Genomic DNA, 16,360 nt, shown 5'->3' with positions numbered 1-16,360 from the left:
ATGACCGACCCACTCGTCTCCTACCGGGCCGACGGCAACGTCGTTCGACTGACCCTGGACTCACCCCACAACCGCAACGCGCTGTCCTCGGCCCTGGTGTCGCAACTGCGCGACGGGCTGGGCCGCGCGGCCGCAGACCCGTCCGTGCGCGCGGTGGTTCTGGGCCATACCGGAAACACCTTCTGCGCCGGCGCGGATCTGTCCGAGGCCACCGGCGGGGATCCGCAGCAGGCCGCCGCGGGGCGCGCGCACGAACTGGCGGCCCTGCTGCGCTCGATCGTCGAGTGCCCGGTCCCGGTGATCGGCGCCGTCGACGGTCACGTGCGGGCCGGCGGGATGGGACTGGTCGGCGCGTGCGACATCGTCGTCGCGGGCCCGCGCAGCACCTTCGCGCTGACCGAGGCGCGGATCGGGGTCGCCCCGGCGATCATCTCGCTGACACTGCTGCCAAAGCTGCAACCCCGGGCCGCGGCACGGTACTACCTGACCGGGGAGACCTTCGATGCCCGTCGCGCCGCCGGAATCGGGCTGGTGACCGCCACCGCCGACGACGTCGATTACGCGGTCAGGGCGATCACCGGCGATATTGCGAAGGCGTCCCCGCAGGGCCTGGCCGCGTCCAAGGCACTCACCACCGCGGCCGTGTTGGCCGGATTCGACCGCGACGCGCAACGGTTGGCCGAGGATTCGGCGCGGCTGTTCGTCTCCGAGGAAGCCCGCGAGGGCATGCTCGCCTTCCTGGAGAAACGGCCGCCGCGCTGGGTGCCACCGGGGTGACGGTTCGGTAAACGCACTTTTGCGCCGATGTCGACCGGTCGTAGGCTCAGTGGGTCATGAGCAGCATGTCCCCCCGCGACTCCTCGATGCGGGCCTCCGACGACGACCGGATACAGGTCGCCCAGTTGCTCTCGGAGGCCGCGGCCAACGGGCGGCTCTCGATCGACCAGTACGAGTCGCGACTGGCCGCGGCCTACTCGGCGACGACCTACGACCAACTCGACCGGCTCACCTACGGCCTTCCGGAGGCACTGGAGCGCTGCCGGGGACACAGCCGGCCCGCGCCGGCGACGATGCTGCTGGCTATCTTCAGCGGATTCGAACGGCGCGGCCGCTGGAACGTGCCGGGGCGAATGACGACCGTCACGCTGTTCGGGGGCGGAGTGGTGGATCTGCGCTACGCCGACTTCACCTCACACGAGGTGGAGATCCACGCCTACTCGATCCTGGGCGGCCAGACCATCCTGCTGCCGCCGGAGGTCAACGTCGAGATCCGGGGACACGGCGTTATGGGCGGCTTCGACCGCAACGTCGAGGGAAACGGCACACCGGGTGCACCGAAGATCACCATCACCGGATTCTCGCTGTGGGGCGGTGTGGGGATCAAACGGCGCAAGCGCCAAGCCATGTCAAGCTGACCCGGAGAAAAACTCGGCCCCCTCCGTGGAGGGGGCCGAGTGCGTAGGAGCTGACTAGCTGCCGGCAGCGGCCTTGGCCACGCGGGCCTTGGCAGCGCTCGACCTGGCCTCGGCCTTGGCCGCGGCCTTGGCTTTCGCGTTGTCGACCGCAGCGGCGATCTGCTTGGTCGCCTTCTGCACAGCGTCCCGGATCGGGCGCTTCGGCGCCGCCTTCGCCGGTGCCTGCGCCGTGTCGGCGACGGCGGTCTTGACGTCCGCCACCGAGGTGAGGACCGCGGTGTTCTCCGGGGCCTCGGCCTCGGTCGCGGCGCCGTCGGACTGGCCGCTCTCCGACACCACCGACTCGGTGACGCTCTCCGCCTTGGTGTCGCCCGGCGTCGCGGTGACGTCCGCTGTCGCGGTGTCGTTCGCGACCTCGTCAACCGCCGGGGCCTCGGCGTCCGCTGCCGGCGCCACGGCCTTCACCGCCGCCGCACCAGCGGTCGGGAGAGGGGGGGTGGTCGGCCAGGGCGCCGCGCCAGTGGCGATGTCGATCCAGTAGTTCAGCGTGCCGGACAGGCCGTACTGATAGAACTGCGGGGGCTCGGAGTTGTACAGCTGGAGGTCACCGAGGTAGGCACGGATGCTGTCACCGACGAAGGGACCAATGCCGGGGACGGCGTCGACCAGACCGGCGACGGCGCTCAGCGCGAGGTTGTAGGCGACCGTGAGATTCGTCGGACCCCAGAACGCGGCGGCGATCGGAATCGTCAGCGCCGGGACCGCCCGCCCGAGCGTGCCCTGCAGTGCGTACCACGTGGCGGCGCTGAAGCCCTCGGTGACGTACTGGATGTTCGGGCTCGAACCGCCGCCGAGTTGGACGACGGTGTTCGGCTCCCACAGGTAGTTGACGAAACCGATGGGCCAGTTGGCGCCCGGATCCGCCGGATCCCACCCGTTGCCGTCACCGTTGATCAGCGCGTCGAGGAAGAGATACGCCACGCCCGGGATACCGCTCTGGACACATCCGTTGTCGCAGAACTGGGCCCACGGGTTCTTGTAGGCGACCTGGCCGGTGATGTTCACGCCGCCGGGCTTGGCCCACTCCGGGCCGTAGCTTTCCGGACCGAGCCGTCCACCCCAGGTCGCGTTGCAGCCGAGATTGCCGCAGAACAACACGTCGGTCCAGTATTCCGCCGGGATGGACAGCACATCGGCGAACGTGGCCAGCTGGACCTTGGCCGTCGACAGCGCGTGCGGCGTCGGCTGGTTCAGTCCCGGGGTGATGGCGGTGCCGGCGACGGCGATGGCGGCCGCGCTGACCAGGGTTGCCGCCGTGACGAGGGGCTTGGTACGAGTCGCCATGATGCGTGTCCTTTGACGTTTCTGCCCGCCGCCCTGGCGGACTCGCTTTGCTGAGAGCCACCCTCGGTGGCCGTGCCAATACTACGGGCAGGTTTGCCAAACGGCAAATCGGAACCCGGGAAATTGACGGCAGTCGAGCTCCCCGCCTGTGAGGCCCTTAGTGCAGTACCCGGCCAGTTTCGCCAACCTCCGCCCGGTTTGCTGAGCTTAATCAGCACGCCCTGGGTATTTTTTCACTTTCCTCTCAGGGTCGATCGGGGGCGGTTTTGTTTGCCAGGGTCACGGATTCCTCGTGGGCGAAGGGTAACGGCACCCCGACCTGCGATTAGCCGTCAGCAAACACCTCATTTCAGGGCGTCGTGTCATGACCATGAGATAGCCGTTCGATCACGGCCGGTGAGCAATGACTGGCCCGGGCCGGCCGGCCGCCGTGGCGGCACCGGGGTCGGGCGTCCAGGGGCCCGGGGCCGCGGGAAACCAGGCGTCCCGCGCGGGCCGGGATCCGGACCCGCGGCCGCCGTGCCGGGTCAGGTCCGCCCGCGCCGAACGGGGTTTGCTCGTCGCGGCACCCGTCCGCGGCGGCTCACCGCCGACGCCGTGACCTCAGGTAGTCACCCACCACCGCCGCGCCGAGTCCGTCGAGGTCGGGCACTACGACCCGGCCCTCCACCCGTCGCGCCACCTGGTCGATGAACCGGGCCAGGCCGGGGTCGTCGCCGAGGCGGAAGATGGTCACCTGGGCGCCCAGCCGGGCCACCTCGTCGAAGCCGCGCACGGTGTGGGCGATGGTCCGCGGGTGCGGCGGGTAGTCGAAGAACACCGTCGCCGGCCGGCGGCCCTCGAAGGACTCCAGGTGCGCGGTCGGCTCGCCGTCGGTCACCACCAGCACCACCGGCTGGGCACTGGGGTGCCGGCGCAGGTGCCGCCCGGCCAGGGCCAGCGCGTGGTGCAGGTTGGTGCCTTGTTCGTAGACACCCTCCAGGCCGGTCAACTCCGCGGCGGTGAGGGTGCGGGCGTGCCGTCCGAAGGCGATGATCTGCAGGGCATCCGAGCGGAACCGGGTACTCACCAGGTGGCTCAGCGCCAGCGCGGTGCGCTTCATCGGCAGCCACCGGTTCTCCATCACCATCGAGAACGAGGTGTCCACCAGCAACGCCACCACAGCCTGGGTGCGGGTCTCGGTCTCGGAGACCTCGACGTCGTCTACGGCGATCCGCACCGGGCCCCCGGCATTCGGACCCCCGGCCCGCCGCAACACCGCATTCGTCACCGTACGGGTGACGTTCCACGGCTCGGTGTCGCCGAATTCCCACGGTCGGGTGGCGCCGGTGAGCTCGCCGGCGGCGCCGGCACGACGGGTCTCCCGCTCACCGTGACGGCCGGAAAGCTGTTGTGCCACATCGCGAAGCGCCGCCTGGCCCAGCTGGCGCATTGCCTTCGGGGAAAGCCGCCACTTGCCGTCGGAGCCGCGGTCCAGAAAGCCCTGGTTCATCAGGGCGCGCTCCAGTTCGGCCAGCGTCCGGGCGTCGACGGCGGCCTGGTCGCCGAGTTGGCGGGCCAGCGCGTCGAGGTCGACGTCGTCCATGGTCGCGCCGGGGTAGCTCTGCGAGAGCTGTTCGGCCAACTGCTCCAGCTCGGCGATGTCGGACAGCGCCTGCGCGCCCTGGCCCATGCCGAGGGGGTTGTCCCCGGAGAACTCCGCCGAGCCGTCCCAGTCCTCCCCCGGCCGCGCCGCGCGCAGGTGCGAGTCCAGCCGGCTGAGCGACTGCATGAGCTGGGGGGAGCCGAACGCCTGCTGGGCCAGGGCATCGAGTTCGGCGCGCTGCTCGGGGCTGAGGCTGTTGCGAAACCGCTGGGCGGCCGCGGCGCGCTGGGCCAGCGAGTCCAGCAGCTCCTCGACGTTGCGCGGGTTCTCCGGGAAGTACCGGCCGTGTTTGGCCATGAATTCGTGGAAGTCCTCGCCGGTGTCCTCGCCGCGAGAGTGCTTGTCCAGCAGTTCGTTCAGGTCGTCGAGCATCTCGTTGACGGCCTGGCGGTCTTCATCGGTGGCGTTCTCCAGGGCCTGCTTCATCCCGGCGAAGCGCTGGTCGAGCATCTCCCGGCCGAGCAGATCCTTGATCTGCTCGTACTTCTGCCGCGCCTCGGGGCTGCGCCAGTCATAGCCGGACAGCTCCTGCACGGCCTTGGCCGGCGACGGGGGCAGCGACTCGATCTGCATCTCGGCGAAACGGGCGTCGTCGTCCAATGCCCGGGCCAGTTCCTTGCGCTCGGCCAGCACGGCCTCGTCGAGCAGCTTCTTGATCTCCTGCAGGGTGCCGTCAAGGTTGTTGCGCGCCAGCAGTTCCCGGCGGCGGCGGTTGACCTCTGCGGCCAGCCGGTCGGCCCCGGTGAGGTTCCGGTTGCCCCGGCGCAGCAGTTCCTGCAGGGCCCGGCGGGGCGAGGTCCCCTCCATGACGTCGCGGCCGATCTGTTCCAGGGCCTCCCGCAGGTCGACCGGCGGAGCCAGCGGATCGGGGCCGCCGGTGTAGGCCGAGTACCGGGAGTCGTGCCGGGACATGGCTAGCCGTACACCGTTTCGCCGTCGCCGGTCGTCTTGTCGATCTTCTTGGCCAGGTACAGCGCCTCCAGCGCCAATTCCAGCGCGGCGGCACGCTCACCCTCGCTGGCGGCCCCGAGCCGTTCGCCGATCTTGGCGATGACCGGCATGGCGGGCAGCGCCGCGAGGACGTCCTTTGCCGGCACCTGCTCGCCGGTGGTCACCGTGGCCGTGCCGACCGCGACGACCAGCGGCCCGACGTCGATACCGCCCAGCGCCTTCTGCGCGGTGTCGGCGGTGGCCCGGCGCAGCAGGTGTTCCAGCACGGCGATCTCCCGGCCCTCCTCCCCCGACTCGAATTCCAACTTGCCGCGCAGCACGTCGATCACCGTGCCGAGGTCGACGATGCGGGCTACCGGTTCGTCCTCGCCGAGCACCGCGCCGCGGTGCCGGGCCGAGGCGGCGACGGTCTCGGCGGCGGCGATGGCGAAGCGGGCCGACACCCCGGATCGCTGGTCCACCGAGTTCGACTCCCGCAGCAGCCGGGTGAAGCGCGCGATGATCTGCAGCAGGTAGGCCGGCAGCTTCGCGGTCAGGTGCGCCTCCTGCTCGATGACCCCGACCTCGGCCTCGAGTTCACGCGGGTAGTGGGTGCGGATCTCCGCGCCGAAGCGGTCCTTGAGCGGGGTGATGATGCGCCCGCGGTTGGTGTAGTCCTCGGGGTTGGCGCTGGCGACCACGAGTACGTCCAGCGGCAGCCGCAGGGTGTAGCCGCGAACCTGGATGTCGCGCTCCTCCATCACATTCAGCATCGCCACCTGGATGCGCTCGGCCAGGTCCGGCAGTTCGTTGACCGCGACGATGCCGCGGTGCGACCGCGGTATCAGGCCGTAGGCGATGGTCTCCGGGTCGCCTAGGGAGCGGCCCTCGGCCACCTTGATCGGGTCGACATCGCCGACCAGGTCGGCCACGCTGGTGTCGGGGGTGGCCAGCTTCTCGGTGTAGCGCTCGCTGCGGTGCCGCCACGCCACCGGGAGGTCGTCGCCGAGCTCGGCGGCACGGCGCATCGACTCCGGAGTGATCGGGGAATAGGGGTGCTCGCCGAGTTCGGCACCGGCGATCACCGGCGTCCATTCGTCGAGCAGGTTCGCCAGCGAGCGCAGCAGCCGGGTCTTGCCCTGGCCGCGCTCGCCGAGCAGCACGAAGTCGTGCCCGGCGATCAGAGCCCGCTCCAGTTGCGGCAGGACGGTGTCCTCGAATCCGAAGATGCCCGGCCACACGTCGCCACCCCCTGCCAGCGCGGCCAGCAGGTTGTCCCGGATCTCCTGTTTGACGCTGCGCTCCCGGTGGCCGGAGGCGCGCAGTGCGCCCAGGGTCGTGGGGAGGGCTTCTTCGGCGGTCACCCCATCACGCTACGACGGCGCTCCGGCCATCCGCCGAGCAGACGCAAACTCGCAAGAATTTCGTCCGAAACGTGCGAGTTCGTGTCTGCTCGCGCCGGAGGGCGGGTTCAGTGCGCGAAGTGCCGGGCGCCGGTGAGGTAGAGGGTGATCCCGGCCGCCGCGGCAGCGGCGGTCACCTCGTCGTCGCGGACCGAACCGCCGGGGTGCACGACGGCCTTCACGCCGGCCGCGGTGAGCACCTCCAGCCCGTCGGGGAAGGGGAAGAAGGCGTCGGAGGCCGCCACCGCGCCGCGAACCCGGTCACCGCCGCGTTCCACGGCCAGCCGCGCCGCGTCGACGCGGTTGACCTGACCCATGCCGACGCCGACGGTGGCGCCGTCGGCCGCGACGACGATCGCGTTCGACTTCACCGCGCGGCAGGTGCGCCAGGCGAACACCAGATCCTCCAGCGTCGGGCCCTCGGCGGCAGCGCCCGTCGCCAGCGTCCAGTTCGCCGGGTCGTCGCCGGGGGCGTCGAGTTCGTCCCGCTCCTGCATCAGCAGACCGCCGCTGATCTGGCGGATCTCCACCCCGCCGAGGGTCGGCTCGGCGGCCACCAGCACCCGGATGTTCTTCTTGCGGGCCAGGATCTGCACCGCGCCCTCCTGGTAGGCGGGGGCGATGATCACCTCGGTGAAGATGTCGGCGACCTGCTCGGCCATCTCACAGGTGACCTCGGTGTTGGCCGCGATCACTCCGCCGAAGGCGCTCAGCGGGTCGCAGGCGTGGGCCTTGCGGTGGGCGTCGGCGACCGACTCGTGCGAGATCGCGATGCCGCACGGGTTGGCGTGCTTGATGATCGCCACGCAGATCTGCTGATGGTCGAACGCCGCCCGCCAGGCGGCATCGGAATCGGTGAAGTTGTTGTAGCTCATCTCTTTTCCATGCAGTTGCTCGGCCTGCGCAAGGCCGGGCCAGCCGACGTCGTCGCTGTAGAGCGCGGCCTGCTGGTGCGGGTTCTCGCCGTAGCGCAGCAGAGAGGTGCGGCGCCAACTGCGGCCGAACCAGGGCGGGAGGAAGACCGGAGTGTCGTCGGCCGGCGGGACCAGGGTGGACTGCATCCAGCCCGCCACTGCGACGTCGTAGTCGGCGGTGTGCCGGAAGGCCAACGCGGCCAGCTTCTTTCGCTCGTCGAGGGTGAAGCCGCCACCCCGTACCGCGGCCAGCACACCGTCGTAGCCCAGCGGCTCCACAACGACGGCGACGCTGGCGTGGTTCTTGGCGGCGGCGCGCACCATCGACGGTCCGCCGATGTCGATCTGCTCGACGCACTCGTCGATCTCCGCGCCGGAGTCCACGGTCTCACTGAACGGATAGAGGTTGACCACCACGAGGTCGAACGGTTCGATGCCCAGTTTCTCCAGCGCGGCAAGGTGTTCGGGATTGCGGGTGTCGGCCAGCAGGCCGGCGTGGATGTGCGGGTGCAGGGTCTTCACCCGGCCGTCGAGCACCTCGGGAAAGCCGGTGACGAACTCCACCGGGGTGACCGGAATGCCCTTGGCGGCGATGGTCTTGGCGGTCGATCCGGTGGAGACGATGTCAACCCCGGCCTCGTGCAGGCCCTGCGCCAGCGGGATCAGCCCGCTCTTGTCGTACACGCTGACCAACGCCCGCCGGACGGGCTTCCTGCCGATCAATGTCTGGGTCATCCCAGGGTCGCCTTTCTGCCGCTCCAGGTCACACCGCGCGTCGCAAGCGCGGCCAGCACGTCCACCAGTAGGCGGCGTTCGACGGCCTTGATGCGTTCGTGCAGGGTCTGTTCGTCGTCGCCGTCGAGCACCTCGACGGCCTGCTGGGCCAGGATCGGCCCGGTGTCGACACCGGCGTCCACCAGGTGGACCGTGCAGCCGGTGACCTTCACGCCGTAGTCCAGCGCCTCGGGCACCGCGTGCGCACCGGGAAACGACGGCAGCAGTGCGGGGTGGGTGTTGACCACCCGTCCGGGAAACCGCGAAAGGAACCGGTGCCCAAGGATTTTCATGAACCCCGCCGAGACGATCAGGTCGGGGTTGTGCCCGGCGGTGGCCGCGGTGATGGCGGCGTCCCAGGACTCCCGGTCGGGGTGGTCGCCGAGCCGGACGCAGTAGGACGGGATCCCCGCGCCGGCGGCGACCTTCGCGGCCCGGCAGTCCCGGTCGACCCCGACCGCGACCACCCGGGCGGGGTAGTCGCCGGTCGCCGCGTTCAGCAGCGACTCCAGCAGCGAACCGGTGCCCGAGGCCAGCACCACCAGGCGGGCCGGCGCACTGGGCGGCACGCGGATCGGTTCGGGCACGGCGATGAGCCTAGCCCGGTGGTCCGGGGGCGGGCGGGGGCGCGTCGTCCTCGATATCGGCGTCGACGAACATCAGGTCCTCGACCTCCTCGAGGTCGGGCGCTGGGGTGACGGGGGGCGGCGGAGGGGTCGGCTCCGGTTCGGCTTCGGCAGCGGACTCGTCCTGCTCGAGGTCGGCCTCCGATTCGGACTCGACCCCGGCCTCGGGTTCCGGCTCGTACTCGACGCCCACCTCGACCCCGGCCTCGACCCCGGACTCGACCCCGGCCTCGACCCCGGCCTCGACCCCGGACTCGAACCGGGGTTCCGGCTCGGCTTCCGCCATCGGTGGCGCCGACGGCTTCCCGACGACGCCGGCAGCCGGCCCGCGCCGCACGCCGCCGGCCATCGAGACCGTCAAGCCGCCGATGACGAAGAACCAGAAGAACACTCCGGGCCCGAAGGTCACCTGGTCGACGCCGACGTCACCGAAGTTACCCAGCGCTCCGCCGCAGGCGACGGCGAGCACGGCCAGGATCACCGCGGCCAGCGCACAGGCCACCGCCAGCTTTGCGAACGCCAGCGGCAGCGGCAGCGGCAGGCGCGCGCACTGCTGGCCGATGGCAACCCCGGAGGCGGCGCCGACGATCAGCAGCGCCACCCAGACCGGACCCAGCGGCGGGGTGGGCGCGGCGGCAAGGATCGGCAGCGCCGGGATGTCACCGCCGAACACGGTGAACGCGCTGAATGTCGCGAACCCGATGTGGGCACTGGAACCCACCGCCACCGCGGCCGCGCCCACCACGACGTTCGGCAGATACAACAGCGACAGCAGGGCCAGGCTCAGTTGCCCGACGAAGGAGTCGGTGATGACGAACAGATCGTGCATGGTCCCCCAGTGCACGACCAGCGACGCCGCCACCACGGCGCACGACAGCGAGAGCAGTGCGGCGACACCCACCAGGGCCGGACGGACCGCCTCGATGACCCACCCGGGAGCGCCGACGATCGAGGCGACCCGCCGCCCGATGCTCGGCCAGATCCCGATCAGCGCACCCAGCCCGTGGACGACGGCCACGCCCGCGAAGGCCCCGAGCGCGTTCGGGGTCTGCAGGTCGGTGATCACCGAGGCGGCATCGTGGACGACCGCAAGCGCCACCGCGGCGATAAGCAGCGGCCCGCCGACCGCCGAGGCGGCGATCCACCGGATGACGAACAACGAACCGCGCGCTGGGGTGATCTGCGCGACCGTGCGCGCCGTCCCCCACACCATCAACGCCGTCGGCGCGAGCGGCAGCGCGCCCAACTGCTGGCCGGCGATCGTGACCGGGACCTGGTGCACGGCCAGCCAGAGACTGGCCACCGCTCCGAGGGTTCCGGTCAGGTCGCTGTTGGCGACCACGAGCTGAACCAGGACGATCGCGGCGATGACGACGATCGCCACCATCGACGGCCCGAAGGCGACCCGAACCAGATCACCGGACTGCGGGGCGTCGGCAGCCGCCGGCGACCTGCCCTGAATCCCTGTCACTCGTTTTGTCACTCGTCGCACCGCGAGTGGTTAGCGGGGCGGCGTCAGGGCTGGATCGCGCCCGGGCCGGAACCCGACGGCTCCGCCGACGGCCCGGTTCCCGACGGGGGCTGTTGGATCGGGATCCCGGTCGGCGGCGTGTCGGGGGCGCCGGCGTCCGGCGGGCCGTACGCGCCGGGCGGGTAGCCGGTGAACTGACCCGGATACCCCTGCGCCGGCCCAGTGCCGGGCTGGCCGTAGTAGCCGGTGGGCACCGGGCCGTACGGGCCGTACTGGTCGTAGCGCGGGCGTGGGGCCGGCGGGGTGAGCATTCCGTTCTCGAACAGCAGCGCGGTCACCGCCGCGCCGGCCTGTAGCAGGGTGAACAGCAGCACCAGCCACAGCGCCCACCCGATCGAGACGCCCGACGGCCGGTTGATCACCTGAGCGATGACCAGCAGCAGGCCCAGTACCGCGGCCACCGCGATGATCGCGGTGTAGGACCTGCCCGCCCGTGGCAGCAACGACACCCCGGCCAGCAGGGCGGCAACCAGCGCGGCCACCGTCCAGTAGCTCAGGCCGCTGGCGGTGAACTCCGCGCCGCCGAACGGGCCCATGTTGGTGTTGATGCTCAGCAGCGGCCCGAAGCTGGCCAGATAGGCCGCCAGGCCGAAGGCGAGGGTGATCAGCGGGAGATAGGACGGCACCCGCGGAGCGGCGCCCGGCTGCGCTCCGGCGTGCGGCACCGGACCGGGGGCGCCCGCGCCGGCCGGATAGCCGGCCGGATAGCCGGCCGAAACGCCAGCCGAAACGCCAGCCGAAACGCCGTAGCCTCCGGGTTGCTGCGGCGCCGGATATCCCTGGCCGGCGGGCGGGTACGTCATGGTCTCTCCTCGGGTGCTCGGACCTGCCGCCCACGCTAGCGCACGACTCGGGCCCCGCCGCTGAACCGGGCGGGGCGTGGGCTGCAGCCCCCAAGCCTTGCCGCCTTCGCTAGAACACGTTCTAATTCTGGGCATGGACTACGGGCTCGTGCTCTTCACCAGCGATCGCGGCATCACGCCCGCCGCCGCGGCCAAACTCGCCGACGACCACGGGTTCGCCACCTTCTACGTACCCGAGCACACCCACATACCGGTCAAGCGCGAGGCGGCGCACCCCACCACCGGCGACGCCTCTCTGCCCGACGACCGCTACACGCGCACGCTGGACCCGTGGGTCAGCCTGGCCACCGCCGCGGCGGTGACCTCGCGGGTGCGACTGTCCACCGCGGTGGCGCTGCCCGTCGAGCACGACCCGATCAGCCTGGCGAAGACGATCGCCACCCTGGACCATCTGTCCTCCGGACGGGTCAGCGTGGGCGTCGGCTTCGGCTGGAACACCGACGAACTGGCCGATCACAAGGTTCCGCCCGGCCGCCGTCGCACCATGCTGCGCGAATACATCGAGGCGATGCGCGCGCTGTGGACGCAGGAGGAGGCGTCCTACGAGGGCGAGTTCGTCGACTTCGGGCCGAGTTGGGCGTGGCCGAAGCCGGTGCAGGCGCACATCCCGGTGCTGGTCGGCGCGGCCGGCACCGAGAAGAACTTCCGGTGGATCGCCCGCAGCGCCGACGGCTGGATCACCACCCCGCGCGACTTCGACATCGACGCGCCGGTGCGGCTGCTGCAGCAGATCTGGGCCGACGCCGGGCGGCAGGGCGCGCCGCGGATCGTGGCGCTGGACTTCAAGCCGGTGCCCGAGAAGCTGGCGCACTGGGCGCAGATTGGCGTCACCGAGGTGCTGTTCGGGCTGCCGGACAAGTCGGTGGCCGAGGTCGGCGGCTATGTCGAGCGGCTGGCCGGCAAGCTCGCCGCGATCGGCCTCTAACGCAGGGCCGCCCGGTTTCCTCTTTCATCGTGCTCGACGGTGATCGACGCCCCGAGCGGCTCACCGTCGCTGAGCAGGCCCACCAGATCCGGGTCCTCGGAGAGCGCCAGGAACCGGCTGCCGTCGGACTCCAGACGCCCCACGACGATCCCGGTGCGCACCGGCCAGTCGTAACGCACCGTGTAGGTCTCGATGACGGCCGGTCCGTCCGCCTGTTCGGCGATGGGCGTGGCGGGCCGCGCGGCGACCCGGTCGCACAACTCGGCGCTGCCGTCCTCCGTCCACTCGGCAGCCTCAGTGGAGTACACCCCGACCGAGTACTTGCTGATGATGCCGCCGTTGGCGGCGACCAGGCCGAAAGATCCGGGTGCGCAACGCATTCGGTTCACGGTCTCGGCGATGGCGTGCAGCGAGTAGCTGTTGCCGGGACCGCCGAAGTACGGCAGTCCACCGGTCAGCGTCAGTCCCCGCGGGTCGTCGGTGGCCAGGCCGGTGCCGTCGCAGAAGTTGAACACCGGCACCGGAAAACAGCTGTACAGGTCGAAGGTGGCGATGTCGCCGATCCCCACGCCGGCGACCCGCATCGCCTCCTCGACGGCCAGGATCGAGGCCGAGTTGTAGCTCAGGTCGGCGCGGTCCAGCAGCGGCTGGTCCACCACGTCGGCGTGACCGCGCAGGTACACCCACTTGTCCTGCGGTACACCCAGGCGCCCGGCCGTCTCGGCGGACATCAGTACCGCGGCGGCGCCCTGGTTGACCTGGTCGCGGGCCACCAGCAGACGCGGGTAGGGATCGCAGATCATCCGGTTCTCGTCGGTCACCGTCATGATCTCCTCGACCGTCCGAACGACGGGGGAAGCCGAATACTGGTTTGCGGCAGCGACTTTCGTGAACGGCGCGAACAGTTCGGCCATCGCGCGGCGGTATGCGGCCACCGACAGTCCGACCCGGCCGCGCCGGGCGTTCTCCAGCACGCCGTACTGGGCCGGAGCGCCGACGAGTCCGTGCGCGACGGTGTATTTGGTGAACAGTCCCTCGTACCCGAATCCGCGGTCCTCCAGTTGCCCGCCGGCCTCGTCGGAATGGTCGGGCTTGTCCGGCCGGTTCGCGAAGTGCCGCAGGGTGGAGCCGTTCTCCGAGCCGACCACCATGACCACGTCGGCCCGGCCGGCCGCGATCGCACCGGCGAACTCGGTGATCACATGCTGCGGGCCCTGTCCCCCAATGGGTTCCAGCACGGCCCGCGCCGGCGAGGCCCCGACACGCTGTGCCACCGCCCGCGGGTAGTTGGCCGACCGCCCCAGCGGTGCGGGAGCCTTGCTGGACAGCTCGAACTGCCGGATTCCCACGACCGTGTCGAGAGCCCGCGCCACTGCGGTGGCCACGCCGGTGTCGGCCAGTGCGGCCCGCGCCGCGGCGACGGCCAGTTCCACCGAGGACATACCGCGGTAAGCCGGGTCGTCGATGCGTTCGGTGAACTGCCCGACGCCGACGAGCACCGGCGTCACCTGTCCGCCCGCGCAGGGGAGGTCACAGGTTCTTGAGGATGTCCCGGGCCAGTTGCGCTGCCGCCGAGGGCGTCTTGCCCACCTTGACCCCGGCGGCCTCCAGCGCCTCCTTCTTGGCGGCGGCGGTGCCCGACGAACCCGAGACGATCGCGCCCGCGTGGCCCATCGTCTTACCCTCCGGTGCGGTGAAGCCGGCGACGTAGCCGACGACCGGCTTGGTGACGTTGGCCTTGATGTAGTCGGCCGCGCGCTCCTCGGCGTCGCCGCCGATCTCACCGATCATCACGATCACCTTGGTCTCGGGGTCCTTCTCGAACGCCTCGATCGCGTCGATGTGGGTGGTGCCGATCACCGGGTCCCCGCCGATGCCGATCGCGGTGGAGAAGCCGAAATCCCTGAGCTCGTACATCATCTGGTAGGTCAGGGTGCCCGACTTGGAGACCAGGCCGATCGGCCCCTTGCCGGTGATGGTGGCGGGGGTGATTCCGACGAGCGCCTCGTCCGGGGTGATGATGCCCGGGCAGTTGGGCCCGATGATGCGGGTCTTCCTGCCGTGGTCGACGTTGTAGGCCCACGCGTAGGCGGTGTCCTGCACGGGGACTCCCTCGGTGATCACAACCAGCAGCGGGATCTCGGCGTCGATCGCCTCGACGATCGCGTCCTTGGCGAACTTCGGGGGCACGAACGCGATCGACACGTCGGCACCGGTCTTCTCCATCGCCTCGGCCACCGAACCGAACACCGGCAGCTCGATGTCGTTGCCGTTCTTGTCTTTATGCGCGACGGTGGTGCCCGCCTTGCGCGCGTTGACACCCCCGACGATCTGGGTGCCGGCCTTGAGCATCAGCGCGGTGTGCTTGGTGGCCTCGCCGCCGGTGATGCCCTGGACGATGACTTTGGAGTCCTTGTTCAGGAAGATCGACATGTCTCAGGCGTCCTTTCCGGCGGCAGCGGCGAGTTCGGCCGCCTTGTCCGCTCCCGAATCCATCGTGTCGGCGACGACGATCAGCGGGTGGTTGGCCTCGGCCAGGATCCGCCGGCCCTCCTCGACGGCATTGCCGTCCAGACGAACCACCAACGGCTTGTTGGCGCTGCTGCCCAGCATCTGCAACGCCTGGACGATGCCGCTGGCCACCGCGTCGCAGGAGGTGATCCCGCCGAATACGTTGACGAAGACGCTCTTGACCTGTTTGTCGCCGAGGATCACGTCCAGGCCCGCGGCCATCACCTCCGCCGAGGCGCCGCCGCCGATGTCGAGGAAGTTGGCCGGCTTGACCCCGCCGTGGCGCTCCCCGGCGTAGGCGACCACGTCCAGGGTCGACATCACCAGCCCCGCGCCGTTGCCGATCACGCCGACCTCGCCGTCGAGCTTGACGTAGTTCAGGTCGTGCTGCTTGGCCTTCAGCTCCAGCGGGTCGGTGGCGGTCACATCCTCGAACTGGGCATGGTCGGGGTGGCGGAAGTCGGCGTTGCCGTCGAGGGTGACCTTCCCGTCCAGCGCCAGGATCTGGTCGTCGGGTGTGCGCACCAGCGGGTTGACCTCGACCAGGGTGGCGTCCTCGGCGACGAAGACCTCCCACAGCTTGGCGATGGTGACCGCGGCCGCGTCGAGCACCTCGGCGGGCAGGTGGCCCTGCTCGGCGATCGAGCGGGCGAAGGCCACGTCGACCCCTTTGACCGCGTCGACGGGGACCTTGGCCAGCCGGTCGGGCTTGGTGGCGGCGACCTCCTCGATGTCCATGCCGCCCTCAACCGAGCACATCGCCAGGTAGGTGCGGTTGGCCCGGTCCAGCAGGAAGGAGAGGTAGTACTCCTCGGCGATGTCGCTGGCCTCGGAGACAAGCAGCTTCTTGACGATGTGTCCCTTGATGTCCAGGCCGAGGATGTTCCCGGCGTGGGTGTAGGCGTCTTCCGGGGTCGCGGCGAACTTCACGCCGCCGGCCTTGCCCCGGCCGCCGGTCTTGACCTGCGCCTTGACCATCACGGGCCGGCCTATCTCCGTCGCGATGGCCTTGGCGTCCTCCGCGGAGGTGGTGACCCGCCCCGGCGTGGTCGGTACACCGTGCTTGGCGAAGAGCTCCTTCGCCTGATACTCGAAAAGATCCATGGGCTACCTGCTGGACTCTCTACTAGGTTTGACGAGGTCGCTCCGGGGAACTGTATCTGCAGGCGGCAGGGCCTAACATCCATCTGCCCGAACCTGGTGGTCACGTCCGGAGTCGGCGTGACCCGGGTCACCTTCGGCTGTGTTAATTCCCACTCGGCTTGCGGCGTCAGTGAGATTTTGGTTACCGTTCTCCGGTCTAGATAACGCTTTGGTCACGGAACTCGAGGATTTTGTTTTGACGCAGCTTCGGTCGGCCCCATCGACGAACCCCCGCGCACGCGCCACTGACAAGACTGTTCTGGATCGCCCTGAGCTGTCCGATGTCGAAGATCTGACCCCGCTGCTCGAGGTGCCGGAGAAGTACGCCGGCCCCGG

Annotated in this window: 13 protein-coding genes; 3 read left to right on the top strand and 10 right to left on the bottom strand. The window is 70.2% G+C overall.

The window, feature by feature from the left end; all coding sequences use genetic code 11:
• Both ACKOQ4_RS15040 and ACKOQ4_RS15035 read left to right on the top strand, forming a co-directional pair.
• Nucleotides 1–777: an enoyl-CoA hydratase family protein gene (locus ACKOQ4_RS15040; RefSeq protein ID WP_526293232.1), complete on the top strand. Its 777-nt coding sequence runs from the start codon at nt 1–3 to the stop codon at nt 775–777.
• Between the two features lie 56 nt (nt 778–833).
• Nucleotides 834–1,415: a DUF1707 domain-containing protein gene (locus ACKOQ4_RS15035; RefSeq protein ID WP_526293230.1), complete on the top strand. Its 582-nt coding sequence runs from the start codon at nt 834–836 to the stop codon at nt 1,413–1,415.
• Nucleotides 1,416–1,469: 54 nt separating this feature from the next.
• Here ACKOQ4_RS15035 and ACKOQ4_RS15030 read toward each other — a convergent pair whose 3' ends face one another.
• From ACKOQ4_RS15030 to ACKOQ4_RS15000, 7 genes are all read right to left on the bottom strand, one after another.
• Nucleotides 1,470–2,759, bottom strand: a complete 1,290-nt coding sequence (locus tag ACKOQ4_RS15030) for a hypothetical protein (protein WP_526293228.1) — start codon at nt 2,757–2,759, stop codon at nt 1,470–1,472.
• A gap of 583 nt (nt 2,760–3,342) precedes the next feature.
• Nucleotides 3,343–5,316: a vWA domain-containing protein gene (locus tag ACKOQ4_RS15025; RefSeq protein WP_526293226.1), complete on the bottom strand. Its 1,974-nt coding sequence runs from the start codon at nt 5,314–5,316 to the stop codon at nt 3,343–3,345.
• 2 nt (nt 5,317–5,318) lie between these two features.
• Nucleotides 5,319–6,698, bottom strand: a complete 1,380-nt coding sequence (locus tag ACKOQ4_RS15020; RefSeq protein WP_526293224.1) for a sigma 54-interacting transcriptional regulator — start codon at nt 6,696–6,698, stop codon at nt 5,319–5,321.
• A 107-nt stretch (nt 6,699–6,805) separates the two neighbouring features.
• Nucleotides 6,806–8,386 carry a bifunctional phosphoribosylaminoimidazolecarboxamide formyltransferase/IMP cyclohydrolase gene (purH, locus tag ACKOQ4_RS15015; RefSeq protein ID WP_526293222.1) on the bottom strand — a complete coding sequence of 527 codons (1,581 nt, stop codon included), beginning with the start codon at nt 8,384–8,386 and terminating at the stop codon, nt 6,806–6,808.
• Nucleotides 8,383–9,012, bottom strand: a complete 630-nt coding sequence (gene purN, locus ACKOQ4_RS15010; RefSeq protein ID WP_526293220.1) for a phosphoribosylglycinamide formyltransferase — start codon at nt 9,010–9,012, stop codon at nt 8,383–8,385. The genes purH and purN overlap by 4 nt, the downstream gene beginning before the upstream one ends.
• A gap of 10 nt (nt 9,013–9,022) precedes the next feature.
• Nucleotides 9,023–10,522, bottom strand: coding sequence for a cell division protein PerM (locus ACKOQ4_RS15005; protein ID WP_526293218.1), 1,500 nt, complete (start codon nt 10,520–10,522; stop codon nt 9,023–9,025).
• A gap of 44 nt (nt 10,523–10,566) precedes the next feature.
• The gene (locus tag ACKOQ4_RS15000; RefSeq protein WP_526293216.1) at nt 10,567–11,385 is read right to left on the bottom strand and encodes a DUF5336 domain-containing protein; all 819 of its coding nucleotides are present in this window, start codon (nt 11,383–11,385) and stop codon (nt 10,567–10,569) included.
• Nucleotides 11,386–11,518: 133 nt separating this feature from the next.
• Between ACKOQ4_RS15000 and ACKOQ4_RS14995 the strand changes: the two genes are divergently transcribed.
• Entirely contained in the window at nt 11,519–12,370 is an 852-nt protein-coding gene (locus ACKOQ4_RS14995) for an LLM class F420-dependent oxidoreductase (RefSeq protein WP_526293214.1), read from the top strand.
• Here the strand turns inward: ACKOQ4_RS14995 and ACKOQ4_RS14990 are convergent.
• Genes ACKOQ4_RS14990 through sucC form a run of 3 tightly spaced genes read right to left on the bottom strand, consistent with a single transcriptional unit; the run spans nt 12,367 to nt 15,985 of the window.
• Entirely contained in the window at nt 12,367–13,878 is a 1,512-nt protein-coding gene (locus ACKOQ4_RS14990) for an acetyl-CoA acetyltransferase (RefSeq protein WP_526293212.1), read from the bottom strand. The two genes, ACKOQ4_RS14995 and ACKOQ4_RS14990, sit on opposite strands and share 4 nt — an antisense overlap.
• Nucleotides 13,879–13,900: 22 nt before the next feature.
• Nucleotides 13,901–14,803: a succinate--CoA ligase subunit alpha gene (gene sucD, locus ACKOQ4_RS14985; protein ID WP_526293210.1), complete on the bottom strand. Its 903-nt coding sequence runs from the start codon at nt 14,801–14,803 to the stop codon at nt 13,901–13,903.
• A 3-nt stretch (nt 14,804–14,806) separates the two neighbouring features.
• Nucleotides 14,807–15,985 (bottom strand): ADP-forming succinate--CoA ligase subunit beta, encoded by a 1,179-nt coding sequence (gene sucC / locus ACKOQ4_RS14980; protein WP_526293208.1) that lies wholly within the window; start codon nt 15,983–15,985, stop codon nt 14,807–14,809.
• Nucleotides 15,986–16,360 lie beyond the last annotated feature (375 nt).

Origin of the sequence: Mycobacterium sp., assembly GCF_046095365.1 — a bacterium.
Taxonomy (GTDB): Bacteria; Actinomycetota; Actinomycetes; order Mycobacteriales; family Mycobacteriaceae; genus Mycobacterium.
The sequence above is the reverse complement of the archived record's forward strand: the minus strand, read 5'-3'. Positions and strand labels throughout refer to the sequence as shown.